The organism is Streptomyces sp. NPDC014991, from assembly GCF_043080665.1.
GTDB lineage: Bacteria > Actinomycetota > Actinomycetes > Streptomycetales > Streptomycetaceae > Streptomyces.
The window spans coordinates 763,010-787,204 of record NZ_JBIBVY010000001.1; the positions used below are offsets into that span (position 1 = coordinate 763,010).

Consider the following 24,195-nt stretch of genomic DNA (forward strand, 5'->3'; position numbering starts at 1 on the left):
TATTCATATCGGTTCGGTCAACGGACCCCAAAGCACTGGCCCTTGCGTGAAGCTGAGCGCTCTCGTCCGCTCGTTTCTTCACCTGAGGGATGCCGATGACCCACACGCCCGAGCGTGATCCGATACCCGGCCCGAGACGCCTGACCCGCATGGCCATAGCCGTGGGTGTCGTGGCCGCCCTCTCCGCGGCCGGACCGGTACCGCTGGCCCTCGCCGCGGACACGCCACCCGCCCCGGCCACCGCCGGCCCCGGCGTCAAGTCCGCCGACGACAAGCTCGGCCCGGACGACGCCGGCCTGCTCGCCGACGCCAAGGCCGACGGCGACAAGACCGTCACCATGATGATCGCGACCTCGCCCGGGAAGACCGAGCAGGTCGCCGGGGAGCTGGACGCGGTCGAGGGCGGCCTGGTGGGCCGTACCGACGACAAGCTCGGCTACGTCCGCGCCACCGTCCCGACGGGCCGGGCCGACGCGGCCATCGCCGCCGCCGCGAAGCTGTCCTCCGTGCGGGCCATCGACCTCAAGCAGGAGATCCCGCTCGACGACCCGTCACCCCAGGGTGCCAAGTCCCCGGCCGGCAGGACCGCTTACCCGGGCCCGGACCGCAGGACCCCGGCGGAGAACCCGTACAACCCGTCCTTCGAGACCGGTGCCGTCGACTTCGTCGCGGACCACCCGAAGGCCGACGGCCGCGGCATCACCATCGGCATCCTCGACTCCGGCATCGACCTGGGCCACCCGGCACTCCAGAAGACCACCACCGGCGAGCGGAAGATCGTCGACTGGGTGACCGCGACCGACCCGGTCACCGACGGCGACGGCACCTGGCGGCGGATGACCACCGCCGTCTCCGGACCGTCCTTCTCCCTCACCACCGCCACGCAGGGCACCGAGAAGTTCACGGCGCCCGAAGGCTCGTACAAGTTCAACTACATGTACGAGTCCGCCACCGCCGGCGGCGACGAGAAGGGCGACCTCAACCGCGACGGCGACACCACCGACGCCTGGGGCGTGCTGTACGACCCGGCCGCCGGCACGGTCCGCGTCGACACGAACGACAACCTGGACTTCACCGACGACACGCCGATGAAGCCGTACAAGGACGGTTACCAGGTCGGCTACTTCGGTACCGACGACCCGTCGACGGACGTCGCCGAACGGGTCCCGTTCGTGGTCGAGACCCGCAAGGACGTCGTCTACAACTCCTCCGGCGCGACGGCCGACTACGTCAACATCGGCGTCATCGAGTCCGAGCACGGCACCCACGTCGCCGGCATCACCGCCGCCCACGGCCTGTTCGGCGGGAAGATGAACGGCGCGGCCCCCGGCGCCGAGCTCGTCTCCTCCCGGGCCTGCACCTGGACCGGCGGCTGCACCAACGTCGCTCTCACCGAGGGCATGATCGACCTCGTCACCAAGCGGGGCGTCGACATCGTCAACATGTCGATCGGCGGCCTGCCCGCGCTGAACGACGGCAACAACGCGCGCGCCGAGCTGTACACCCGGCTCATCGACACCTACGGCGTCCAGCTGGTGATCTCCGCCGGCAACTCCGGCCCCGGCGCCAACACCATCGGCGACCCCGGCCTGGCCGACAAGGTCATCTCGGTCGGCGCGGCCATCTCCAGGCAGACCTGGGCCGCCAACTACGGCTCCACCGTGGAGACCAGGTACGCGATGATGCCCTTCTCCTCGCGCGGCCCGCGTGAGGACGGCGGCTTCACCCCGACCCTGAGCGCACCCGGCGCCGCGATCAACACCACCCAGACCTGGCTGCCGGGCTCCCCGGTCGCCGAGGCGGGCTACGCGCTGCCGGCCGGCTACTCCATGCTCCAGGGCACCTCGATGGCCTCCCCGCAGGCCGCCGGCGCCTCCGCGCTGCTGCTGTCGGCCGCGAAGCAGAAGGGCATCGACCTGACGCCCGCCGCGCTGCGCACGGCACTGACCTCGACCGCCGACCACATCAAGGGGGTGCAGGCCTACGAGGAGGGTGCGGGCCTCATCAACGTCGTGGACGCGTGGGAGTCGGTCAAGGACGGCGCCTCCGCCCACGACTACACCGTCAAGGCCCCGGTCGACACCGCGATCGACGGCGCCCTGAAGACCCCGGGCTACGGCACCGGCCTGTACGACCGCGAGGGCGGCCTGAAGGCCGGGCAGAAGAAGACGTACGACCTCACGATCACCCGCACCTCCGGCCCGGACCAGGCCGTCCGGCACGAGCTGCACTTCGAGAACAACGCCGGCCACACCTTCCGGATCGTCGGCGACGACGTGGTGCGGCTTCCGCTGAACCAGCCGGTGACCGTCAGGGTCCAGGCGGCGCCGGCGTCGGCGGGCACCAAGAGCGCGATCCTGGAGGTCGACGACCCGCGGACCGAGGGCATCGACAAGCAGGTCCTCGCCACGGTCGTAGTCGCCGACCCGGTCCACTACGCCTTCTCGGCGTCGGACTCGGTGCAGCGCAACAGCACCCGGTCCTACTTCCTGACCGTGCCCGAGGGCGCGAAGTCGCTGGAGGTCGCGATCGGCGGGCTGAAGGACAGGAGCCAGACCCGGTTCGTCGCCATCCACCCCTACGGCGTCCCGTCGGACAACACCGGCACCCCGTACTGCTACAACAACTACCTGGACGGCAACGGCTGCAAGCCGGACGTGCGCTCGTACGCCGACCCGCAGCCCGGCGTCTGGGAGGTCGAGGTCGAGGCCCGGCGCACCTCGCCGCTGCTCGACAACCCCTACCGGCTGGACGTCTCCGTCCTCGGCGCCGCCTTCGACCCCGAGACCGTGACCGTCCCCGAGGCCGAGGCCGGCACGCCGGTCGCCGCCTCCTGGAAGGTCACCAACACCTACGCGGCGCTGGACGGCAAGCTCACCGGCGGCCCCCTCGGCTCCGCCAAGACGGCCCGCCCGGCCGTCAAGGAAGGCGAGACGCAGACCACCACGGTCGACGTCCCCGCCGGCGCGACCTCGCTCGACGTCGCCATCGGCGGCGTCTCGGACGCCGCGGCCGACCTCGACCTGATGGTGTACGACTCCTCCGGCAAGGAGGTCGGCAAGTCCGCCGACGGCGACTCGGAGGAGGCGGTCTCCGTGCCGTCCCCGGCCGCCGGCACCTACACCGTCCAGGTCGTGGGCTATTCCGTCCCGTCCGGCTCGACCGGCTACGACTACCGGGACGTGTTCTTCTCCACCGCGCTCGGCTCCGTCACGGTCGACGGCTCGGCACCGGTCAAGCTCGGCACGGGCGACTCCGCGACGGTGACCGGCCAGGTCACGGCCGCCACCGAGGCCCCGGCCGGCCGGGAGTTCTTCGGCCGGGTGCAGCTGGTCAACGCGCGCGGCACGGTCGCGGGCACCGGCAGCGTGAAGATCGGCAAGGTCACGCCGTAACGGGGTGACGGAAGCGGGGGCGGGCGTCCTGACGGACGCCCGCCCTTCTTCTTCGCCTTCCGGCCGGCCCGGCTCCGGGTCCTCGCCGGTACCGGTGCCGGGCTCGCCCCGGGCGCGTGTCGTCATCCGCGACCCGTGGCCGGTGGCCGGCCGCCCGTGGCCGTCGGCCGGCCGGCATCGTCCATGGCCTCCGCCGGCCCCCGGCCCCGGGCTCGGCGCCGCGCGGGTCACCGGCCCTCCGGTGCCCGGCCTCCCGGCTCACCGTGGTCCACGTCGGCGTGCCCCTGCTCGGACAGGGCGGACTCCGTGCCCGCGGCGCCGCCCAGCAGCACCACCGCCGCAAGGACGGCCGCCCGCCGGCACCGCCGGCGCACGGCACCCCGCCCCGCGGCTCCCCGCGTCCGCCGTGACGTCATGACGTGCCGGCCCTCGCGGCCCGCGGTCCCTGTGCGCGGGACCGGTCACGGGACGCGGGGGCGGCACGCAACGTTCGTGTCCGCCGTCGCCGTGCCGGGTCACGGGCAGGATGTGTGCCGGGACCCGGGCAGGGCGTCGGTGATCCAGGCGCGGGCGGCGGCCACCTCGGCGTCGCCGACGGCCCACACGCTCGCCTCCTCCTCGCCCCGGCCGACCCGGACGAGGACGTGCTCTCCCGTGCGCGGCGCCGGCTGCGTGCCGCCGTCCAGCAGGAATCCGACCTCGGCCGGGCCGTGCGCGGGCTTGTACGAGCGGAGCACGGTCAGCGTGATCCGGCCGGTCATGGAGTCCGGCAGCCGCCGCACCTTCGTCACGGTGCCCTCCACCACCAGCCGGGAACAGGCCAGCTCGCGTTCCGGGTCCGCGGGGCGCCCGCCGGCCCGAGCCCCCTTGCCCGCGGAGTCGGCGGCGCTCCTGGACGAGGCCCCGCTGTCGTCCGCGCCGCCGCCGGCCCGCGTCACCAGCCAGCCGAAGCCGAGAACGAGGGAGAAGGCCGCGGCCCCCGCGAGCGAACCGAGCGCGATCCGCAGGGCCCGCCGCGACCCGGACGGCCGCCCCGGGGGCCGGGTACGACCCCGGCCACGGCGAGCGACGCCCGCACCCGCCACGGCCCCTCCGGCGCCCCCGGCTCCCGGGCTCCCCGCCCTCCGCCGCTCCGCACCCCCGGCCGCCGGCTGACCGGCCCCCGCGTCCCCGGTGCCCGCGGACCGAACCCCGCCGTCCCCGGCCACCGCAGGGCCGGCCCCCGCTTCCCCGGCCGCCGGACCCCACGCCCGCGCGTCCCCGCTCGCCCGTTCCCCCGTGAGTGCCTCGGCCAGCCAGTGGAGTTGGTCGCGCAGGAGCGCCACGTCGGCCTCGGCCGCGCGGTGGCCGGTGTGGAAGGCGGTGTCCCGGTGGGCCTCCTCCGGGAGGGGGTCGCCGGTGATCGCGGCCATGAGGGCGTCCATGCCGCCGTACTCCCCGGCGCCCTCCGCGCCCCGCGCGCGCCGCGCGCCGTCCGCGCCCTCGTGTTCGGCGGTCACGTCACACCACCTCGTCCTCGTGCAGCCGGTCGCGCAGCGCGCGGACCGCCGTGTGCAGCCTGCTCTTGACCGTGCCCTCCGGTATGCCCAGCTCCCCGGCGATGTCCCGCACGGGCAGGTCGGCGAAGAAGCGCAGGACGACCACCTGCCGCTGGGCGGCGGGCAGTTCGTCCAGGCCGCGGGCGACGGCGAGGGAGAGCAGGCTGGTCTCCTCGCCGGAGGGGTGCACGGGCTCGTGCAGCGCGGCGAGCCGCTCCCCCAGCCGTTCCCGGCGCCGTTTGGCCCGGTGCCAGTCCATGGCCAGGTTGGAGGCGACGACCGCCGCCCACGCCGACACGTCCCGCGGTGCCTCACGGCCGCTCGCGGCCCGCTCCAGCAGCCGCAGCCGGACCTGCTGCACCCCGTCCGGCAGGTCCGACTGCGGCACGCCGCCGAGCGCGAGCACCGCCCGCACCCGGCGTTCCTGGGCCGCGTCCAGGGGATCGCCGACGGTACGGTCCGTACCCTCGGCGTACGCCCCCTGGTCGCGGTGCGCCCTTCCGCGCAGCACAAGCCACCCCCTCACGCGTCTGCCCCTACGACGCGGCGGCGGGCCGGAACGTTCGACCGGCGCCGCACGGGTCCGGAGGCGTACGTCACACCCTCGTATGGCCGGAGCCCCGACGGGCAGGGGCCGGACAGCACAGCTTGCGGCGCGGACCCTTCGAAGAAGGAATATCTCCAGCTCAGCGGGGTTGTGAGGCGGATGTACGGAACTGTGTGCCGGTGAATCGTGTCCCACTCCTCGGGCACGCGCGGCAAAGAACTGGACAGGTGGGCCGGGGTTCGCCGCATGATGGAAAAGCCCCGGTCGGGCAAGAGACACGTAAGAGGGAGTCGCTGTGAGGGTCGGAATCGTCGGAGCCACCGGTCAGGTCGGCACGGTCATGCGCAGGATCCTCACGGAGCGCGACTTCCCGGTCACGGAGCTGCGCCTGTTCGCCTCGGCCCGTTCGGCCGGGACCGTGCTGGACGGCGTGACGGTGGAGGACGCGGCGAGCGCCGACTACACCGGCCTGGACATCGTGCTGTTCTCCGCGGGCGGCGCGACCTCCAGGGCGCTGGCCGGGAAGGTCGCCTCCCAGGGCGCCGTCGTGATCGACAACTCCTCCGCCTGGCGCATGGACCCCGAGGTGCCGCTGGTGGTGTCCGAGGTGAACCCGCACGCGATCGCCGACCGCCCCAAGGGCATCATCGCCAACCCGAACTGCACCACCATGGCCGCGATGCCGGCGCTGAAGGTGCTGCACGAGGAGGCCGGCCTGGAGGCACTGGTCGTCGCCACCTACCAGGCGGTGTCCGGCTCGGGTCTCGCGGGCGTCGCGGAGCTGCACGGTCAGGTGCAGAAGGTGGCGGCCGAGGCGGACAAGCTCACCCATGACGGCGCGGCGGTCGACTTCCCCGAGCCGCAGGTCTACAAGCGCACCATCGCCTTCAACGTGCTCCCCCTCGCGGGCAACATCGTGGACGACGGTTCGAACGAGACCGACGAGGAGCAGAAGCTGCGCAACGAGTCCCGCAAGATCCTGGAGATCCCCGGGCTGAAGGTCTCCGGCACCTGCGTGCGCGTTCCGGTCTTCTCCGGTCACTCCCTCCAGGTCAACGCGCGTTTCGCCCGCCCGGTCAGTCCCGAGCGCGCGACCGAGCTGCTCGCGAAGGCCCCGGGTGTCGCCCTCTCCGACATCCCGACCCCGCTCCAGGCGGCGGGCCAGGACCCGTCGTACGTCGGCCGTATCCGCCGCGACGAGACGGTGGACAACGGCCTCGCCCTGTTCATCTCCAACGACAACCTGCGCAAGGGCGCCGCGCTGAACGCGGTGCAGATCGCGGAGCTGGTGGCGGCGGAGCTGTCGGGCCGGTAACCCGCGTCCGTACCGCGCGGATCGTACGGAAGGGGCGGCCGAAGAACGGCCGCCCCTTCCGCATGTCCCCGCACCGCCCCGGGGCCGTCGCCGCCCGAGATGCTGAGTCCCCGGCGGGCGGCTAGCGTGAGGGAAAAGGGCCGCGACCGGGGCTGCGCCCACCGCCGGCGAGTGCCCTGTCCACCGGGGCGGGCCGCCCGAGCGGCGCAGGCCGCGCTTCCCGTCCCCCGCGGCGACACCTACGACCGCGGCGTGCGCGCGCACGCACCACGGCCGCGGCCATCGCCCCCGTAACGGCAGAACCCGACGGGGACGTGGAAGGAAGGCAGGCCCATGAAACCACTACGCGCGAGGCGACTGTTCGCGGGATCCGCGGTCGCCGTTCTCCTGGCCGGCGGCGCCGCGATCGGCGCGGCGGGCACGGCCTCGGCAGCCGCCCCGGACCACGTGCCCACCAACCATGGCTGCTTCGATCGCGGCAACGGCTGGTACGACAACTGCGACGACTTCGGCAACCGTGGCGGATACGGGAACTTCTTCCCCAGCGGTGTCGTCGGCGGCGGCGGTGTCGTGGTGATCGTGCTGAGCTGAACGCGGGCCGTGAGCCGGGCGGGTCCCGTACCCGTCCGGCTCGGGCGTGCCGCGGCCCGCGGGGCCGCCGACGGCCGGCGCGGCGCGGACATCGCGTCGTGTGTGGGTCCCATGGAAGGATGGCGCAACCTACCCATAACGAGGAGATGACCGCGTGCCTGGCACAAACCTGACTCGCGAAGAGGCGCAGCAGCGGGCCGAGCTGCTCAACGTTGACTCGTACGAGATCGATCTCGACCTCTCCGGCGCGCAGGAGGGCGGTACCTACCGGTCCGTGACCACGGTGCGCTTCGACGTGGCCCGCGGCGGTGCCGCGTCGTTCGTCGACCTGGTGGCGCCGGCCGTCCACGAGGTGGTCCTCAACGGCGACCACCTGGACCCCGCCGAGGTCTTCGGCGACTCGCGGATCGCGCTGCCGGAACTGCTGGAGGGGCGCAACGTCCTGCGGGTGGTCGCGGACTGCGCCTACACCAACACCGGCGAGGGTCTGCACCGCTTCGTCGACCCCGTGGACGACCAGGCCTATCTCTACACCCAGTTCGAGGTGCCGGACGCCCGCCGGGTGTTCGCCTCGTTCGAGCAGCCGGACCTGAAGGCCACCTTCCAGTTCACCGTGAAGGCGCCCGCCGGCTGGACGGTCATCTCCAACTCGCCGACGCCGGAACCGGCCGACAACGTCTGGGTCTTCGAGCCGACCCCGCGGATCTCGACGTACATCACCGCGCTGATCGCCGGCCCGTACCACTCCGTGCACAGCGTGTACGAGAAGGACGGGCGCAGCGTGCCGCTCGGCATCTACTGCCGGCCCTCGCTCGCCGAGTTCCTCGACGCGGACGCGATCTTCGAGGTCACCCGGCAGGGCTTCGACTGGTTCCAGGAGAAGTTCGACTACGCGTACCCGTTCGCGAAGTACGACCAGCTGTTCGTGCCCGAGTTCAACGCGGGCGCCATGGAGAACGCCGGCGCGGTGACCATCCGCGACCAGTACGTCTTCCGCTCCAAGGTGACCGACGCGGCGTACGAGGTGCGCGCGGAGACGATCCTGCACGAGCTGGCGCACATGTGGTTCGGCGACCTGGTCACCATGGAGTGGTGGAACGACCTGTGGCTGAACGAGTCGTTCGCCACCTACACCTCCATCGCCTGCCAGGCCGCCGCGCCCGGCTCGCGGTGGCCGCACTCGTGGACCACGTTCGCCAACTCGATGAAGACCTGGGCCTACCGGCAGGACCAGTTGCCGTCCACGCACCCGATCATGGCGGACATCCGCGACCTGGACGACGTCCTCGTCAACTTCGACGGCATCACGTACGCCAAGGGCGCGAGCGTGCTCAAGCAGCTCGTCGCCTACGTCGGCGAGGACGAGTTCTTCAAGGGCGTGCAGGCCTACTTCCAGCGGCACGCCTTCGGCAACACCCGCCTGTCCGACCTGCTGGGCGCCCTGGAGGAGACCTCCGGCCGCGACCTGAAGACCTGGTCGAGGAAGTGGCTGGAGACGGCCGGCATCAACATCCTGCGGCCCGAGGTCACCACCGGCGCCGACGGGGTCGTCACCTCCTTCGCCGTCCGCCAGGAGGCCCCGGCGCTCCCGGCCGGCGCCAAGGGCGAGCCGACACTGCGCCCGCACCGCATCGCGGTCGGCCTGTACGACCTCGACGACTCCGGCAAGCTGGTGCGCACCGAGCGGATCGAGCTGGACGTCGACGGGGAGCTGACCGACGTACCGCAGCTCTCCGGCCGGCGCCGTCCGGCGGTCGTCCTGCTCAACGACGACGACCTGTCCTACGCCAAGGTCCGCCTGGACGAGGAGTCGCTGAGGACGGTCACCGAGCACCTCGGCGACTTCGCGGAGTCCCTGCCGCGCGCCCTGTGCTGGGCGTCGGCCTGGGACATGACGCGGGACGCCGAGCTGGCCGCCCGTGACTACCTCGCCCTCGTGCTGTCCGGCATCGGCAAGGAGTCCGACATCGGCGTGGTGCAGTCGCTGCACCGCCAGGTCAAGCTGGCCATCGACCTGTACGCCGCCCCGGCCGCCCGCGAAACCCTGCTGTCCCGCTGGACCGACGCCACGCTGGCGCATCTGCGCGCGGCCGAGCCGGGCAGCGACCACCAGCTGGCCTGGGCGCGGGCGTTCGCGGCGACCGCGCGCACCCCGGAGCAGCTGGACCTGCTGGAGGCGCTGCTGGACGGCACGCAGACGGTGCAGGGCCTGGCCGTGGACACCGAGCTGCGCTGGGCGTTCGTCCAGCGGCTCGCGGCCGTCGGCCGGTACGACGAGGCGGAGATCGCGGCCGAGTACGAGCGGGACAGGACGGCGGCCGGCGAGCGCCACGCGGCCACCGCCCGCGCGGCCCGGCCCACCGCCGAGGCCAAGGCGGAGGCGTGGGCGTCGGTCATCGACTCCGACAAGCTCCCGAACGCCGTGCAGGAGGCCGTGATCGGCGGTTTCGTCCAGACCGACCAGCGCGAGCTGCTCGCGCCGTACGCGGACACGTACTTCGAGGTCGTCAAGGACGTCTGGGACTCCCGTTCGCACGAGATCGCCCAGCAGATCGCGATCGGCCTGTACCCGTCGGTCCAGGTCTCCGAGGAGACCCTGGCCCGGACGGACACCTGGCTGGCCGACGCCGAGCCGAACGCGGCCCTGCGCCGCCTCGTCTCGGAGGCCCGCTCGGGCGTCGAGCGCGCCCTGCGGGCCCAGGCGGCCGACGCGACGGCAGCCGAGTAACACCCCGAGGGCGCCCGGCACGACGCCGGGCGCCCGTGCGCCCCGGCCCCCACCGGGCCGGGGCTCCCCGGTCGTCCTTACCGCCTCGGGGCCGAGAGCGAGAGAGGCGGCGCGTCCTCCCGGTTGCCGGGCTCGGAGAGTGTGGGCTGCCGTCGGCGGTCGCCGAACTGCCCGGCCAGGGTCGCTCCGGACGCCAGCGCCATGCCCGCGATCTGTACCGGTGTGAGCGCCTGGCCGAGGGCCGCCCAGCCGACGACCGCCGCGGTCAGCGGGGACAGTGGGCCGAGGAAGCCGGCCTGGGTGGCGGTGAGCCGGCCGATGCCGCGGAACCAGAGCCAGTAGGCGACGGCCGTGTTGGCGAGGGCGAGGTAGAGGTAGCCGCCGACGGCGGGGGCGTCGAGGGCGGGCGGGGCGCCCTCGGCCAGCAGTGCGACCGGTGCGACGAGCAGGCCGCCGGCGGTGAGCTGCCAGCCGGTGAGCGCCAGCGGGCCGACGCCGTCCGGGCGGCCCCAGCGCTTGGTCAGGACGGTTCCGGCGGCCATGGAGCCCGTGGAGGCGACCGCCGCGAGGACGCCGGTGAGGTCGAGCGCCCCGGCCCCCCGCAGTACGACGAGGCTGACGCCGAACGCGGCCACCAGCCCGGTGAGCAGCGTGCGCGGGGACGGCCGCTGCCCGAGCAGCAGCGCGGAGAGTCCGACGACGAACAGCGGTCCGGCGGAACCGACGACCGCGGCCGTCCCGCCGGGCAGCCGGTACGCCGCCACGAACAGCAGCGGGAAGAAGGCGCCGATGTTGAGCGCCCCGAGCACGGCCGCCTTGACCCACCAGGTGCCGCGCGGCAGCACCCGGGTGAGGGCGAGCAGCAGGAGGCCGGCGGGCAGGGCCCGCATCAGCGCCGTGAACAGGGGGCGGTCCGGCGGCAGGAACTCGGTGGTGACCGCGTAGGTCGTGCCCCAGGAGATGGGCGCGAGTGCGGTGACGGCGATGACTGCGCTGCTTCCCGGGCGGCGGGTGGCCATGGGAGGGCCCCTTCCAGGCGGTGACGGATCCGGTCGGATCAACGACATTTAGCTTAGTCATAAGCTACTTAGTGTCAAGCGTCTTTCTGGTGGGCCAGTTTCTTGCGGACGAGCGGAGAGCGGACCGATACTTCCGCCCATGCAGCAACAGCCGGCCGACCCCGTCGACATGATCACCGAGCAGTGGGCGCGGGTGCGGCCCGACCTCGACACCCGGGCGATGGAGGTGTTCGGCCGGATCTTCCGGCTCTCGCGCGCGATGGGCGACCGCATGGAGCGGGCGTACAAGCCGTACGGCATCTCCCGCGGCGAGTTCGACGTCCTCGCCACCCTGCGCCGCTCCGGCGAGCCCTACACCCTCTCGCCCCGCCAGCTCTCCTCCACCCTCATGCTGACCACCGGCGGGATGACCGGCCGCCTCGACAAGCTGGAACAGGCCGGCCTGCTGCGCCGCTCCCCCGACCCGCACGACCGGCGCGGCCTTCAGGTGACCCTCACCGACGAGGGGCTGCGGCTGATCGACGAGGCGGTCGGCGCGGGCCTGGCGGAGGAGAACGCCGCCCTGGCCGCCCTGAGCCCCGAGCAGGCCGGCCACCTGGCCGGCCTGCTGCGGACACTGCTCGACGCGACGACCGGATAACCGCCGCCCGGCGTCAGCCGACGGGGCCGAGATGCCGGGCGAGGGCCGCCCCGGTCTGCGCCGCGGTGGCCGCCTCGGCGGCCCAGGCCGCGTGTCCGTCGGGGCGCACCAGCACGGTCGTACGACGACCGCTCGCCCATCGCGCCACGGTCAGCCGGTCCGCGCGCCCGGCCCCCGCCTCGTACGGTTCCGGCGTGATCAGGACGAACCGGCCGCCGCGCAGCGCCTCGTGGAGCCGGCCGCCGCCGGCGAGGGCGACGTCCGGGACACGGGCGCCGGTGAGCGGGTGGGCACCGCGCGGTGCTCGGTAGCGGTAGCCGATGCCGGTGATCTGGCCGACGAGCCTGCGCCGCACCGGGCCGACCGTGCCGAGGAACGCGGTGAGGGCCGCGCGGGCCGCTAGCGTCCAGGGGCGCCTGGCCATGGCGAGGCGGACGATCCCGCCGCTGCTGCGCAGCACCGCCCTGCCGACGGGGTGCCGTTCCGCCTGGTAGCTGTCGAGCAGCCCGGGGCCGGCGTGGCCGCCCGCGACCGCCGCCAGCTTCCAGCCGAGGTTCGCCGCGTCCTGGAGCCCGGTGTTCATGCCCTGCCCGCCGGCCGGCGTGTGCACGTGCGCGGCGTCCCCGGCGAGGAAGACCCGCCCGGCCCGGTACGCCGGAGCCTGCCGCTCGTCGCTGTGGAAACGGGACATCCAGCGGGCGTCGTACATGCCGAAGTCCCGGCCGAGGGCGCGGCGGACGGTCTCCCTGACCTCCTCCAGGTCAAGCGGCTCGCCGTCCGGGACGTCGCGGGCGCGGTTCCAGCCGATCACCCGGTAGTAGCCGTCACCGAAGGGCGCGAGGAAGGCGAAGGCGTCGCCCACGGCGTTGGCGGTGAGCACCGTCGGGGGCCGCTCGGTGAGCCTGACGTCCGCGAGGACGACGGAGCGGATCACCGACCTGCCCGGGAAGGGCAGTCCGACCGCCTGCCGCACGGCGCTGCGCATGCCGTCGGCGCCGACGACGTACGCGGCCCGGAAGGTCTCCGTCCGCCCTTCCCCTTCCCCTTCCCCACGTCCTTCCGTCCGGCGGGCCCGCACCGTCACACCGGCCGCGTCCTGCGTGAGGCCGGTCAGCTCCGTCTCGTAGCGGATGTCGGCACCCGCCTCGACCGCGCGCCGCTCCAGCACCTTCTCCACCTCGTACTGCGGCAGGACGAGGAGGTGGTTGAAACGGGAGGGCAGGCCGGTGAGGTCGATGGTGAGCCGGCCGAAGAGGCCGAGCCGGTCCAGGGGCTGCCCGAGGGCCTCCAGCTCGTCGGCGAGGCCGCGGGCGTCGAGTTGTTCGAGGGTGCGGGCGTGCAGGACGAAGGCGCGGGAGAGGTTGCTGATCCGGTGGGGGCGCTTCTCCAGGAGGGTGACCGGGATGCCGGCGGTGGCGAGGTCACCGGCGAGGAGGAGACCGGTGGGGCCGGCGCCGACGACGAGGATGCGCGGGGTGGTGGTGTCCGGGGTGGTTGCCGTGGTGGTCGTTCCCGTGGTGCCGGTCATGGTGGCCTCCTCGGTGCGAACGGCTGTTGGCCAGCGCTTGGTGCCCGCATTGCATTGCCAACACCCGTTGGTCAACGCTTGTAGGCAAGCGTAGAACGCCCCGCGGTGCCGGTCAACACTTGTTGGCCTACATGCGTTGGCCTACGCTCGTGGACATGACGGCCAGCATCCAGCCGAACCAGCCGGCACCCGGCGCCCAGCCGAACGAGCAGCCCGACCAGCCGCCCGGTCAGCAGCCGGGCCGGCAACCGGGCCGGCAGCCGAACCGGCCGGCCACTCGGCCGCCGCGCCGCTCCGACGCCACCCGTACCGCCATCCTCGCCGCCGCCCGCGAGCGCTTCGCCGCCGACGGCTACGAGCGGGCCACCATCCGGGCCGTCGCCGCCGACGCGCGGATCGACCCTTCCATGGTGATGCGCTACTTCGGCAGCAAGGAAGGACTGTTCGCCGCGGCCGTCACGCTCGATCTGCGGCTGCCCGACCTGGCGCGGGTGCCGGGCGATGAGGTGGGCCGTGCGCTGGTGGGCCACTTCCTCGGCCTGTGGGAGGAGAACGAGGAGCTGAGGGCCGTCCTGCGGGTCGGTGTCACCAACCAGGCCGGGGCCGAGCGGATGCAGGGCATCTTCACGGAGCAGCTGCTGCCCGTGGCCCGGCAGGTGTGCCCCGATCCCGAGCAGGCCCCGGCGCGGGCCGCGTTGTGCGCCGCGCAGCTGCTCGGTCTGGCCCTGACGCGTTACGTGCTGCGGCTGCCGCCGGCCCGGGCACTCACCCGCGAGGAGCTGGTGGCGTGGCTGGGGCCGACGGTGCAGCGCTATCTGACCGCGCCGCACCCCTGACCGGGCCGGGCGGGAAACGCCGGGGGCGCCGGTCTCACCCGGGTACGGCGTGCGCGCGTACCGGCGGGGAGGACGGGCGCCCGTCGGGGACAGGACCGGTGAACCCGGTCAGGCCTTGACCTGGGCCTGGGCGTCGGGCCTGATGTCGATGTTGGACGAGGTGGTGTCCTTCTTGGCCCGCGACTTGTCCAGCAGCATCACCAGGCCGGCGATCACCGCGAACAGCACCAGCGGGGCGAAGACGTACAGGCCCAGCGTCTCGATGACGCTCAGGCCCTTGCCGGGGTCGTCACCGTCGTCGCGGGTCAGCGCGAACGCGGGGGACGACATGAGCAGCATCATCAGCGTCGTACCGGCGGCCAGGGCGCCGGCGCGCAGGGCGTTGTTCTTGTCCACGGTGCCAAGTTAGCGAACGGCCGCGGAGTGTGCGCGCCCGGGGTGCCGGTAGCGGCCCGGGCGGCCGCTCGGCGGAGCCCCGGGGGCCGCCGTCCCCGGTGCTCCGCCGCGGCCGTGTGCCGGCTCCGCCCGCACGGGGCGGGACGGACCCGCGCGGTACGCCCGTGCTCACCGTGCGGACGGGCCGGACCCGCGCAGTACGCCGAGCAGTCCCCGCAGCCGCGGGGAGGCCACCAGTTCCTCCAGGGGCACCGGCCGGCCCTCGGAGTCCGCGATCGGCAGGCGCCAGTTCGGATACTCGTACCAGGTGCCGGGCAGGTTCTGCGGGCGGCGGTCGCCGATGCCGTCCGGGAGCCAGACGCCGATCAGGCGGGCGGGGGTGCGCAGCAGGAAGCGGTGGACGGCGCGGATCTCCTCCTCCTCGTCGGAGCCGGGTGGTCCGGCCGCCGGGCTGTCCAGCAGGCCGAGGCTGCCGAGCAGGGCGAGCCACTCCGCGGTGTCCGCGGTGACCTCCGCGCGTTCCTCGGCGGCCGACCGGGTCAGCAGGCCCAGGCGGTCGCGCAGGTCGACGTGGTCGCCGGTGAGCCGGGCGGCGGTGGGCGGCAGGTCGTGGGTGGTGGCGGTGGCCAGGCAGTCCGCGCGCCAGCGGTCGGGGGGCAGGGGACGGCCGTCGCCCGCCCAGTCCCGTTCGAACCAGAGCACGGAGGTGCCGAGGACCCCGCGCCGCTCCAGCGTCTCGCGCACGCCGGGTTCCACGGTGCCCAGGTCCTCGCCGATCACGACGGCGCCGGCGCGGGTGGCCTCCAGGGCGAGGATCGCGAGCATGGCGTCGGAGTCGTAGTGGATGTAGGTGCCCTCCGTGGGCGGGCTGCCCTGGGGGATCCACCACAGCCGGAACAGGCCCATGACGTGGTCGATGCGCAGGGCGCCGGCGTAGCGGAAGAGGGCGCGCAGCAGGTCGCGGTAGGGGGCGTGGCCGCAGGCGGCGAGCCGGTCGGGGCGCCAGGGGGGCAGGCCCCAGTCCTGGCCGCGGGCGTTGAAGGCGTCCGGTGGCGCGCCGACGGACATGCCGGCGGCGAAGACGTCCTGCTGGGCCCAGGCGTCGGCGCCGGAGGGGTGCACGCCGACGGCGAGGTCGTGCACGATCCCGACGGACATGCCGGCCTCGCGGGCGACGCGCTGGGCGGCGCGCAGCTGGCCGTCGGTGAGCCAGGCGAGGCGGGCGTGGAAGTCGACGCGGTCGGCGAGACCGGTGCGGGCGCGGGCGGTGGCTTCCGAGCGGGGGTCGTGCAGGCCGTCGGGCCAGCGCTGCCAGTCGGGCCCGTGGACCTCGGTGAGGGCGTACCAGGTGGCGTAGTCGTCGAGGGCCTGGCCGTGGGCGGCGCGGAAGGCGTCGTAGGCGGCCTGCCGGCCGGGGGCGAGGGGGACCTGGAGGACGATCTCCAGCGCCTCCCGCTTCAGTTCCCACACGGCGTCCCGGTCGATGAGGGCGCCCTTGTCGAGGACGTCGGCGCGCAGCCGCTCGGCCCGCTCCAGCAGGGGGTGCAGGCGGTCGCGGTCCCGTACGTAGGCGAACTCGGGTACGTCCTCGACGCGCAGGTGGACGGGGTCGGGGAAGCGGCGGGAGGAGGGGCGGTACGGGGAGGGGTCGGTGGGGGCACCGGGTACGGCCGCGTGCAGCGGGTTGACCTGGACGAAGCCGGCGCCGGCGGTGCGTCCCGCCCAGCCGGCCAGCTCGGCGAGGTCGGTGAGGTCGCCCATGCCCCAGGAGCGGCGGGAGAGCAGGGAGTACAGCTGGACGAGGAGGCCGTGGGAGCGGCCGGGCGGGGCGGGCAGCCGGTCGGGGGCGATGACGAGGTGGGCCGTCCCGGTCCGCCCGTCGGGGGCGGTGGCGGTGAGGTGGTGCACGCCGAGGGGCAGGTCCGCGGTGCCGTCGTGTTCCTCCCCGTCCTCGGTCCGCACGCGCAGCCGGGTGCCGGGGGGCAGCGCGGTGAGGGCGGCGGGCGGTTCGGTGCCGGCCCACCGGACCACGGTCGGGGGCAGCAGGCGTTCGCGCAGTTCGCGTTCCCGCGCGGCGAGGGCGGTGCGTACGGCGTCCGGGCCGGCCGCGTCGACGCCGAGGGCGGCCAGCGCGGCGGTGACGGCGGAGGCGGGGACCTGGACGGTGCGGTCGGGGGCGGGGCGGTAGGAGGTGGCGACCCCGTGCAGCTCGGCGAGCCGGGCGAGGTCGGGCGCGGGGTGCTCGTCGGGCGCCGCGGCCATCTACAGCCCCGGTGCGTAGGAGGCCGGGACCGGGTCGGGCTCGCTGGTCGGCGTGACGGTCTCGGCGAGCGGGGGCTCGCTGGTGAGGGGTTCGGCGTCGGGCAGCGGCGGCTCGCTGGTCAGCGGTGGCTGCGCGTACGCGGTCTCGGAGCCGGAGACGGACAGCCATGCCGCGTCGGTCTCGGCGGAGGGCTCCGCCACGGGTTTGTACTGGGCCGGGATCGAGGGAGCCGGTGCGGCCACGGAGGCCTCCTTGTCGGTGTGCCGGATGCTGCGGCTTCGGACGGGTCACGGCAGGCCTACCCCGTGACGCCGATGCCACGCGCGGCGCCCGGCCGGTGCCGGAGTGATCCGGCTGCGGCCGGGTGACCGATAGAGGGGGTGTGAGACTGTTCCGCCCCATGGGGGGCCAGCGGGAGGACGACGACGCGAGCGGCGGGGACGCGGCCCTGCTGCGGGCGGTCGCGCGCGGCGACGCGGCGGCGATGGGCACCCTGTACGACCGGCACGCCGGGTGGCTGCACGCGCGGCTGACGCGGCGGTGCGCCGATCCCGAGGTGGTGCGGGAGGTGCTCCAGGACACGTTCGTCACGGTGTGGCGGTCGGCGGCCGGGCATCGCGGGCAGGAGGCCGGCGGCTGGCTGTGGACGATCGCCGCGCGCCGGCTGGTCGACGCGCGGCGGGTGCAGGAGCGGGCCGCGCGGGTCGCGGGACCGCTGCCGGAGCCCGGGTTCGCCGACCGGTACGAGCCCGCCGCCGCGCCGTCCGCCGAGGACCGGGTGCTGGCGGGGCTGGAGTACGGCGATGTGGGCACCGCGCTCGACCGGATCTCCCCGGAGCTGCGCGAGGTGCTGCGGGCGACGGTCGTCGACGGGCTGAGCACCCGTGAGGCGGCCCGGCTGCTCGGCATCCCGGAGGGCACGGTCAAGTCCCGGGCCCGCCGCGCCCGCGCGGAACTGCGGGACACCCTGGACCGGTTGAACCCGTCCCCGGTGGGAGGCACGGCATGACGCACCCCGACAGGCGGCCCTGGCACGCCTGCGACGACCTGGTGTCCCGTTACGCCGGGGGCACGCTGCCGGAAGCGGACGCATGGTCCCTGGAGAAGCACGTGGAGAACTGCGCGGAATGCGCGTCCCGGGTGTCGGCCGCGGTCCGCGGCACGGCGGCGGGGGCGGTGCTGGCCCAGGTACGAGCGGCGGTGCTGGATCCGACGTGGGCGCCGGCCGCGCCGGAACCGGCGCGGGCGGATCCGACGCCGGTGCGGGGACGACCGGGGGTGCCGGAGCCGGCCCGGGCGTGGGAGGCGGGCGCGGCACCGGGACCGCGGGCCGGCCGGCGGCCCTTGCCGCCCGTGCCGTCACGACTGCCGTCCCGGTTGCCGCGGCTGCTGTGGGCCGCCGGACCGGCCGTGCGCGGGGGGTGGCTGCCGGCCGTGGCGGCGCGGAGGGGGACAGCGGCTGCGGTGCCGGACACGGCCGTGCCAGGGGAGCCGGGGGCCGGCCAGGCTCCCGGGCGGACCGGGCCGTCCGGGTCCCTGTGGCTGCCGTGGGTCGGCCGGGCCTCCGGGCGGACCGGGCCGTCCCGGTTCGTGCGGCTGTTGTGGGCCGCCGGGCCCGCCGTTCGTGGTGCGTGGTTGCCGGCCGTGGTGGGGGTGGCCGTCGCCGCGCTGGCCCTGTCGTACGGGGCGGGGTTCCCTGGGGCGCGGGCGCTGCTGCTGGCCGTCGCCCCCCTCGTGCCCGTCGCCGGCGTGGCCCTGTCCTACGGCCCGCACGCCGACCCGCTGCACGAGGTGGCCGCGGCCACGCCGGGCGGCGGACTGCGGCTGGCGCTCACCCGTACGGTCGCCGTGCTCGCGGTGAGCCTGCCACCGCTCACCCTGGCCGGGCTGCTGCTGCCCGCCTCGGGCGCCCCGGCCGCGGTGGCCTGGCTGTTGCCCGGGCTGGCGCTGGCGCTGGCCACGCTGGCCCTGGCCTCCTTCACCGGGTGCCGGGCGGCGGCCGGGGTGACGGGGGGCGGCTGGCTGTTCGCCGTGCTGTCACCGGCGGTGGCCGGGCCGGGCGGCGCGGCCACCGCCCGGCTGGCCGGGCAGCTGTCCCGCTGCCTGGACGGTGCCGCCGCGCAGAGCGGGTGGGCGGCGGCGGCCGCGCTGAGCGCCGTCCTGCTGCTGGCGCGCCGCCCGGTCTACGACCGCCCGCTGCGTCCGTGACGGGTGCCGCTGTTCGCGGCACCCCCTTCTCCCCGTTCCTGACCGTTCCCGACTCCCGGGGTCACCGGCCGTCGCGGTGCCGTGCCCTGTCCTGTCCTGTTCCTGTCCTGTTCCTGTCCTGGAGAGACTGTGAGTTCGCTACGTGTGACCGGCCTGCGGGTCCGGCACCGCAAGACCCTCGCCCTCGACTCGCTCGACCTGACGCTCGGCACCGGTGTGCACGGGCTGCTCGGGCCGAACGGGGCGGGGAAGACCTCGCTGATCCGGGTGCTGGCCACGGTGGCCCGGCCGGACGCCGGCCGGGTGGAACTGCTCGGTGAGGACATCGCCGGCCGGCGCGGCCGGACCGGGGTGCGGCGCCGGCTCGGCTATCTGCCGCAGGAGTTCGGCTACTACCCGGGCTTCACCGTACGGGAGTTCGTGGCGTACATGGCCTGGCTGAAGGAGGTACCGGCCGCGCGGGTACCGGCGGCCGTGGAGCGGGCCGTGGCCCGGGTGGGCCTCGGGGACCGTGCCGACGCGAGGATCCGGACGCTGTCGGGCGGCATGGTCCGCCGGGTCGGGATCGCGCAGGCCATCGTGAACGACCCCGCGCTGCTGCTGCTCGACGAGCCGACCGCCGGTCTCGACCCGGAGCAGCGGGTGGAGTTCCGGGAGCTGCTGCGCGAGCTGGGGACGGCGGCGACCGTGGTGGTCTCCACCCACCTGGTGGAGGACGTGGCCGCCGCCTGCACGGGGGTCACCCTGCTGGACGGGGGCCGGATCGCCTACCGCGGTACGCCCCGTGCGCTCAGCCTGCTCGGTGAGGCGTCCGGCGGGCCGGGCGACCACCCGATCGAGCGCGGGTACACGGCGGCGCTGCGGGCGCACCGTGCTCCGGGCGCCCGGGAGGCGGTGTGAGGACGCCGGTCGTTGCCCGTGAGACGCGCGTGCGGGCGCCGCATCCGCTGCGGACCGAGGGGCTGCGGGGGTTCGCGCCGTGGGCCGGAGCCGCGGTGCTGCTGACGTGCGGGGCGGTGCTGTACGGGACGGCGGACCGCTGGCAGGGCGGCTGGTCGGAGACCGCCGTCGAGACGCACACCGCCCTGCTGATCACCGTTCCGCTGGCCGCGGCGGCGGGCTGCTGGCAGGGCGGCCGGGAGCGTCGGCGCCGTACCGAGGAACTGTGGACGACGGCCGTACGCACGCCCCTCGCCCGTCTGCTGCTCGCGGCCCTGCCCGTCGCGTTCTGGGTGGTCGCCGGCTACCTGGTCACGGTGGCCGTGGCGCTCCTCGCCACCTGGCCCTATGTGCGGGGTGACCGGCCGCAGCTGACCCTGCTGCCGGGGGACACGGCAGCCGTCGCGGCGGGCGCGCTGGCCGGGCATGTGGTGGGGCGGGCCGTGCCCACGCGGCTGGCGGCTCCGCTGCTGGCGATGACCGGGTACGTGGGGCTGGGCGTCGTGGCGGCCGACGGCTCGGCGGCGGGGCGCGCGCTGACTCCCGCCGCCCTGGCCGGGGTCGGGGAGCTGCCGGTGTGGTGGCAGCCGTGGGCGATGGCGGTGTGGACGGGCGGCCTGGCCTGTGCCGCGGCGCTGGGGTACGCGGCCCGGCGCCGGGCGGTGGCCCTGCTGCCGCTGGCCGCCGCGCTGGCCGCGGGCACGCTGCTCGCGCAGAGCGGGGACGGCCTGTGGCACACCGATCCGCTCACCCGGCGCCAGGTGTGCGACACCTCCCGCACTCCGGCGGTGTGCGTGAACGCCCGGTACGCCGGCATGCTTCCGCAGGTCAGCGATGCCCTGTCGGGGGTCACCGGCAAGCTGGCGGGCGTGCGGAACCTGCCGGTGCGCTGGGCGGACCACGGAGGTGCCCAGCGCACCGGCGAGGCGGCGCTGCCGGCTGTCACGCCGCTCGGCTGGTCGGCCGTACGGGGGCGGCTGACCGATCCGGAGCGGTACGCGCGGGAGGCGGTCGACGCGCTGGCGCTGCGCGGCGACTGTCCGCAGGAGCAGCTGTCCGGCCGGGCGCTGACGGCGGACGACGCGGTGGAGCACTACCTCGCGCCGCTCCCGGTGCGGGACCGCCTCGACGGGTCCGACGTCCACGACGCCCGGCTGCGAGAGGCCCGGGCCAGGCTGGCCGGGATGGACGGGCACAAGCGCCGCGAGTGGCTGTCGGCGTACTTCGCGGCCCGGGCGGCCTGCCGTACGAAGGAGATCCCCGCACTGTGACGACGATCCACGGTCCCCTGCTCTACGCCCGCTCCCGGGCGCTCCCCCTGACCCTGGCCGCGCTCGCCGCCACGGCCGGCTTCGCGGTGTGGGCGGCCGGCCGGCTCGACGCCTACCTCGATCCCGGCCGCCGGGTGCCGATCGTCGCCCTGGCGCCGCTGCTGGCGTCGGCGGTGATCGGGGCGAGCCTGTACAGCGCCTCGGACGAACTGGACCGCACCGCCGTACGGCCGTGGTGGCCGCGCCGGCTGACGCAGCTGGCGGCCCTGACCGCGCTGGCCGCGCTGCTGGTGATGCCGGCCGTGCTCGGCCGTGCGGAGACCTTCGGGCCGCCGGCGGTGCTGCGCAACACCCTGGGCTGTGCGGGGGTCACCGCGGCGGCGGCCGTCCTGCTGGGCGCCCGCGTGAGCTGGCTGCCCGCGTTCGGCTACGTCACCGCGGTGTACCTGGGCTCCCACGGCGCGCACGGCCGCGCGGCCACGGTGTGGGCGTGGCCGGTGCAGCCGGGAGCGCAGCCGGGCGCGTGGGCGGCGGCGCTGACGGCGTTCGCGCTGGGCGCGGCCGGGTACGCCGTGCGGGGCGCCCGCCCCGAGGGGCCCCGCGGCTGAGACCGCCGGCCGGTCCGGCCTGCCGCGGGGACGGCACACGGCGGGCCGGGCCGGCCTACGCGGAGATGCCGTCGATCCGGGCCAGCGCGTCGTCCGCGCCGTACGGCTGCAGGTAGGGGAGCCAGCGCGGATCCCGGTGCCCGGTACCGATGATGCGCCAGGCCAGGCCCGAGGGCGGGGCGGGCTTGTGGCGCAGCCGCCAGCCCAGCTCGACGAGGTGGCGGTCGGCCTTGACGTGGTTGCAGCGGCGGCACGAGGCCACCACGTTGTCCCAGACGTGCTTGCCCCCGCGGCTGCGGGGGATGACGTGGTCGACGCTGGTTGCGATGCCACCGCAGTACATGCACCGGCCCCCGTCGCGCGCGAAGAGCGCCCGCCGGGTCAGAGGGACGGGCCCCCGGTAGGGAACCCGGACGAACCGCTTGAGCCGGACCACGCTGGGAGCGGGGAGTGTGACGGTCGCGCTGTGCAGATAGGCGCCGGATTCCTCGAGGGAGACGGCCTTGTTCTCCAGGACGAGGACGAGCGCGCGGCGGAGCGGTACGACGCCGAGCGGCTCGTACGACGCGTTGAGGACCAGGACATGCGGCACGGGTGCCTCCTTGGGCGTCGGCGGCGCGTGGCTTGCGCCGGGACGATCTGAGGTCAGTCTCCCTTGACGCCTGGCGGAAGCGCCACCATGTGCCGGTAACGGGCTGGGAGTGTTTTCGACCACACCTGATGCATCCCCCGGGGCACCGCCCGTTCAAGCCCGCGTGAGCCGTGTCTCTCCTGCGTGCCTCCTGTGCGGAACGGCCGGAGGCACCCACGATGCCCCGTTAGTGTGGTGCTCCTGTCCGTCCGGTGACCTTTTCGTGACCTTGACCGCCCGCCGGCGCGGACCGCGCAGCACCTTGGAGGTACCTGCCGTGTCGTCCCTGCCCATCGCCCTGATGGCCGCCGGCTCGTCCCCGTCACCGTCTCCGTCCCCCTCCCAGTCGACGGCGCCGGCCGTGCCGTCCCTCCAGGACGCCCAGGACAGCGCGACGAACGCGGCGAGCTGGGTCGAGCAGAACTGGTCGACGTGGCTCGCGATGGGTCTCCAGATCCTGTTGATCGTGATCGTGGCGGTCGCGCTCAGAGCGGCGGTGCGGCGGGCGATCACCAAGCTGATCGACCGGATGAACCGCACCGTCCAGGCCGTGGACGGCAGCGCGCTGGGCGGGCTGCTGGTCAACGCCGAGCGGCGCCGGCAGCGCGCGGCGGCGATCGGCTCGGTGCTGCGGTCGGTGGCCAGCTTCCTGATCCTCGGCACGGCCGCGCTGATGGTGCTGGGCACCTTCAAGATCAACCTGGCGCCGCTGCTGGCGTCCGCCGGTGTCGCGGGTGTGGCGATCGGTTTCGGCGCCCGGAACCTGGTCACCGACTTCCTCTCCGGCGTGTTCATGATCCTGGAGGACCAGTACGGCGTCGGTGACGTGATCGACGCGGGTGTGGCCACCGGCGAGGTGATCGAGGTCGGGCTGCGCGTGACCAAGCTGCGCGGTGACGGCGGCGAGATCTGGTACGTCCGCAACGGCGAGGTCAAGCGGATCGGCAACCTCTCCCAGGGCTGGGCGACGGCCGGCGTCGACGTGACCGTGCGGGCGAGCGAGGAACTGGACCGGGTCCGGGCCACGCTGGACGAGGTCGCCGAGAAGATGAGCAAGGAAGAGCCCTGGAACGAGCTGCTGTGGGGCCCCGTCGAGGTGCTCGGCCTGGACTCCGTGCTGATCGACTCCATGGTGGTCCGCGTCTCGGCGAAGACCATGCCGGGCAAGTCGGTGACGGTCGAGCGGGAGCTGCGCTGGCGGATCAAGCGGGCGTTCGACGCGGCGAGCATCCGCATCGTGGGCGGTGCGACGGCCCTGGAGGACGCGGAGAACACCCCGGACCCGACGGCCGCGGTCGCGGCCCCGTCGGCGTACGCCAACGCGGACTCCCCGCAGGTGGCGGCGACAACCCCGATCGCGTCGCAGCGTCCGGCACCGCCGGCGAAGTAGCGGAACGGTTCAGCACGCTCGTTCGAGTGAACGGATGGGGCATTCCGGCGTGAGAAGCGCCGCGAACGCCCTTCGTTCTGCCGGGGCCCCCAGCGCGGGCTCGGGGCCTGTCTCCCAGGATCCTGCCGACCCGCTCACCCAGGTCTCCGCCGCATCCGGCCGACGAGAGCCCCGGCGGCGCACCCGGCCGCCGACGTCCCCGAGATAACGACTCCGTTGCCTCGGGGACGTTGTCTATTGACGCCCCCTTCGTCCTGGGCTTACGTTCCTCCCACCCGAATAGGAAACTTTCCTAACAGTGATCTCCCGGCGGCCGGTGATCAAGACTGGACGCCGTCCCCCGGTCACTGAA

At 74.6% G+C, this 24,195-nt stretch carries 21 protein-coding genes; 12 read left to right on the forward strand and 9 right to left on the reverse strand.

Annotated features, from left to right (window positions below; genetic code table 11):
- Window positions 1-95: 95 nt before the first annotated feature.
- Window positions 96-3,395, forward strand: coding sequence for a S8 family serine peptidase (locus ACF1BE_RS03440; protein ID WP_392197278.1), 3,300 nt, complete (start codon window positions 96-98; stop codon window positions 3,393-3,395).
- 227 nt (window positions 3,396-3,622) lie between these two features.
- Here ACF1BE_RS03440 and ACF1BE_RS03445 read toward each other — a convergent pair whose 3' ends face one another.
- From ACF1BE_RS03445 to ACF1BE_RS03455, 3 genes are all read right to left on the reverse strand, one after another.
- Window positions 3,623-3,811 (reverse strand): hypothetical protein, encoded by a 189-nt coding sequence (locus ACF1BE_RS03445; RefSeq protein ID WP_392197279.1) that lies wholly within the window; start codon window positions 3,809-3,811, stop codon window positions 3,623-3,625.
- Window positions 3,812-3,910: 99 nt separating this feature from the next.
- Complete coding sequence (locus ACF1BE_RS03450; RefSeq protein ID WP_392197280.1) at window positions 3,911-4,894, reverse strand: hypothetical protein; 984 nt, start codon at window positions 4,892-4,894, stop codon at window positions 3,911-3,913.
- 1 nt (window position 4,895) lies between these two features.
- Window positions 4,896-5,444, reverse strand: a complete 549-nt coding sequence (locus tag ACF1BE_RS03455; RefSeq protein WP_392197406.1) for an RNA polymerase sigma factor — start codon at window positions 5,442-5,444, stop codon at window positions 4,896-4,898.
- 331 nt (window positions 5,445-5,775) lie between these two features.
- Between ACF1BE_RS03455 and ACF1BE_RS03460 the strand changes: the two genes are divergently transcribed.
- The 3 genes from ACF1BE_RS03460 (at window position 5,776) to pepN (ending at window position 10,114) form a co-directional block, all read left to right on the forward strand.
- Window positions 5,776-6,795, forward strand: a complete 1,020-nt coding sequence (locus ACF1BE_RS03460; protein WP_392197281.1) for an aspartate-semialdehyde dehydrogenase — start codon at window positions 5,776-5,778, stop codon at window positions 6,793-6,795.
- Between the two features lie 333 nt (window positions 6,796-7,128).
- Window positions 7,129-7,386 (forward strand): hypothetical protein, encoded by a 258-nt coding sequence (locus ACF1BE_RS03465; RefSeq protein ID WP_392197282.1) that lies wholly within the window; start codon window positions 7,129-7,131, stop codon window positions 7,384-7,386.
- A 154-nt stretch (window positions 7,387-7,540) separates the two neighbouring features.
- Window positions 7,541-10,114, forward strand: a complete 2,574-nt coding sequence (gene pepN / locus ACF1BE_RS03470; protein ID WP_392197283.1) for an aminopeptidase N — start codon at window positions 7,541-7,543, stop codon at window positions 10,112-10,114.
- Between the two features lie 77 nt (window positions 10,115-10,191).
- Here pepN and ACF1BE_RS03475 read toward each other — a convergent pair whose 3' ends face one another.
- On the reverse strand, window positions 10,192-11,133 hold the full coding sequence (locus ACF1BE_RS03475) for an EamA family transporter (protein WP_392197284.1): 942 nt from the start codon (window positions 11,131-11,133) through the stop codon (window positions 10,192-10,194).
- Window positions 11,134-11,272: 139 nt separating this feature from the next.
- On the opposite strand from ACF1BE_RS03475, the gene ACF1BE_RS03480 reads away from it, so the two are divergent.
- The gene (locus ACF1BE_RS03480) at window positions 11,273-11,773 is read left to right on the forward strand and encodes a MarR family winged helix-turn-helix transcriptional regulator (protein ID WP_392197285.1); all 501 of its coding nucleotides are present in this window, start codon (window positions 11,273-11,275) and stop codon (window positions 11,771-11,773) included.
- 13 nt (window positions 11,774-11,786) lie between these two features.
- Here ACF1BE_RS03480 and ACF1BE_RS03485 read toward each other — a convergent pair whose 3' ends face one another.
- Complete coding sequence (locus tag ACF1BE_RS03485; RefSeq protein ID WP_392197286.1) at window positions 11,787-13,301, reverse strand: FAD-dependent monooxygenase; 1,515 nt, start codon at window positions 13,299-13,301, stop codon at window positions 11,787-11,789.
- 155 nt (window positions 13,302-13,456) lie between these two features.
- Between ACF1BE_RS03485 and ACF1BE_RS03490 the strand changes: the two genes are divergently transcribed.
- Entirely contained in the window at window positions 13,457-14,137 is a 681-nt protein-coding gene (locus ACF1BE_RS03490) for a TetR family transcriptional regulator (RefSeq protein ID WP_392197287.1), read from the forward strand.
- A 108-nt stretch (window positions 14,138-14,245) separates the two neighbouring features.
- On the opposite strand, the gene ACF1BE_RS03495 is transcribed toward ACF1BE_RS03490, so the two are convergent.
- From ACF1BE_RS03495 to ACF1BE_RS03505, 3 genes are all read right to left on the reverse strand, one after another.
- Window positions 14,246-14,533, reverse strand: coding sequence for a hypothetical protein (locus ACF1BE_RS03495; RefSeq protein ID WP_392197288.1), 288 nt, complete (start codon window positions 14,531-14,533; stop codon window positions 14,246-14,248).
- A 168-nt stretch (window positions 14,534-14,701) separates the two neighbouring features.
- A complete protein-coding gene (malQ, locus tag ACF1BE_RS03500; RefSeq protein WP_392197289.1) occupies window positions 14,702-16,795 on the reverse strand; it encodes a 4-alpha-glucanotransferase in 2,094 nt (697 codons plus the stop codon).
- Window positions 16,796-17,038, reverse strand: a complete 243-nt coding sequence (locus ACF1BE_RS03505) for a hypothetical protein (RefSeq protein WP_392197290.1) — start codon at window positions 17,036-17,038, stop codon at window positions 16,796-16,798.
- Window positions 17,039-17,196: 158 nt separating this feature from the next.
- Between ACF1BE_RS03505 and ACF1BE_RS03510 the strand changes: the two genes are divergently transcribed.
- The 5 genes from ACF1BE_RS03510 (at window position 17,197) to ACF1BE_RS03530 (ending at window position 21,822) form a co-directional block, all read left to right on the forward strand.
- Window positions 17,197-17,805 carry an RNA polymerase sigma factor gene (locus ACF1BE_RS03510; protein ID WP_392197291.1) on the forward strand — a complete coding sequence of 203 codons (609 nt, stop codon included), beginning with the start codon at window positions 17,197-17,199 and terminating at the stop codon, window positions 17,803-17,805.
- Window positions 17,802-19,004, forward strand: coding sequence for a zf-HC2 domain-containing protein (locus ACF1BE_RS03515; RefSeq protein WP_392197292.1), 1,203 nt, complete (start codon window positions 17,802-17,804; stop codon window positions 19,002-19,004). The genes ACF1BE_RS03510 and ACF1BE_RS03515 overlap by 4 nt, the downstream gene beginning before the upstream one ends.
- A 144-nt stretch (window positions 19,005-19,148) precedes the next feature.
- Window positions 19,149-19,904 carry an ABC transporter ATP-binding protein gene (locus ACF1BE_RS03520; protein WP_392197407.1) on the forward strand — a complete coding sequence of 252 codons (756 nt, stop codon included), beginning with the start codon at window positions 19,149-19,151 and terminating at the stop codon, window positions 19,902-19,904.
- Window positions 19,901-21,214, forward strand: a complete 1,314-nt coding sequence (locus ACF1BE_RS03525) for a hypothetical protein (protein ID WP_392197293.1) — start codon at window positions 19,901-19,903, stop codon at window positions 21,212-21,214. Before ACF1BE_RS03520 ends, ACF1BE_RS03525 begins: the two co-directional genes overlap by 4 nt.
- Before the next feature lie 5 nt (window positions 21,215-21,219).
- Complete coding sequence (locus ACF1BE_RS03530; protein ID WP_392197408.1) at window positions 21,220-21,822, forward strand: hypothetical protein; 603 nt, start codon at window positions 21,220-21,222, stop codon at window positions 21,820-21,822.
- Between the two features lie 55 nt (window positions 21,823-21,877).
- Here ACF1BE_RS03530 and ACF1BE_RS03535 read toward each other — a convergent pair whose 3' ends face one another.
- Window positions 21,878-22,414: an HNH endonuclease gene (locus tag ACF1BE_RS03535; RefSeq protein WP_356816364.1), complete on the reverse strand. Its 537-nt coding sequence runs from the start codon at window positions 22,412-22,414 to the stop codon at window positions 21,878-21,880.
- 340 nt (window positions 22,415-22,754) lie between these two features.
- Here ACF1BE_RS03535 and ACF1BE_RS03540 point away from each other — a divergent pair, with 340 nt between their 5' ends.
- Window positions 22,755-23,843, forward strand: a complete 1,089-nt coding sequence (locus tag ACF1BE_RS03540) for a mechanosensitive ion channel family protein (protein ID WP_392197409.1) — start codon at window positions 22,755-22,757, stop codon at window positions 23,841-23,843.
- Window positions 23,844-24,195 lie beyond the last annotated feature (352 nt).

Excerpts from the sequence above, each read along its gene's own strand:
- ACF1BE_RS03440 (WP_392197278.1), top strand. The coding sequence starts at position 96 with ATGACCCACACGCCCGAGCGTGATCCGATACCCGGCCCGAGACGCCTG.
- ACF1BE_RS03465 (WP_392197282.1), top strand. The coding sequence starts at position 7,129 with ATGAAACCACTACGCGCGAGGCGACTGTTCGCGGGATCCGCGGTCGCC.
- ACF1BE_RS03480 (WP_392197285.1), top strand. The coding sequence starts at position 11,273 with ATGCAGCAACAGCCGGCCGACCCCGTCGACATGATCACCGAGCAGTGG.
- malQ (WP_392197289.1), bottom strand. The coding sequence starts at position 16,795 with ATGGCCGCGGCGCCCGACGAGCACCCCGCGCCCGACCTCGCCCGGCTC.
- ACF1BE_RS03510 (WP_392197291.1), top strand. The coding sequence starts at position 17,197 with ATGGGGGGCCAGCGGGAGGACGACGACGCGAGCGGCGGGGACGCGGCC.
- ACF1BE_RS03475 (WP_392197284.1), bottom strand. The coding sequence starts at position 11,133 with ATGGCCACCCGCCGCCCGGGAAGCAGCGCAGTCATCGCCGTCACCGCA.
- ACF1BE_RS03515 (WP_392197292.1), top strand. The coding sequence starts at position 17,802 with ATGACGCACCCCGACAGGCGGCCCTGGCACGCCTGCGACGACCTGGTG.
- ACF1BE_RS03540 (WP_392197409.1), top strand. The coding sequence starts at position 22,755 with ATGGCCGCCGGCTCGTCCCCGTCACCGTCTCCGTCCCCCTCCCAGTCG.
- ACF1BE_RS03490 (WP_392197287.1), top strand. The coding sequence starts at position 13,457 with ATGACGGCCAGCATCCAGCCGAACCAGCCGGCACCCGGCGCCCAGCCG.
- ACF1BE_RS03445 (WP_392197279.1), bottom strand. The coding sequence starts at position 3,811 with ATGACGTCACGGCGGACGCGGGGAGCCGCGGGGCGGGGTGCCGTGCGC.
- ACF1BE_RS03485 (WP_392197286.1), bottom strand. The coding sequence starts at position 13,301 with ATGACCGGCACCACGGGAACGACCACCACGGCAACCACCCCGGACACC.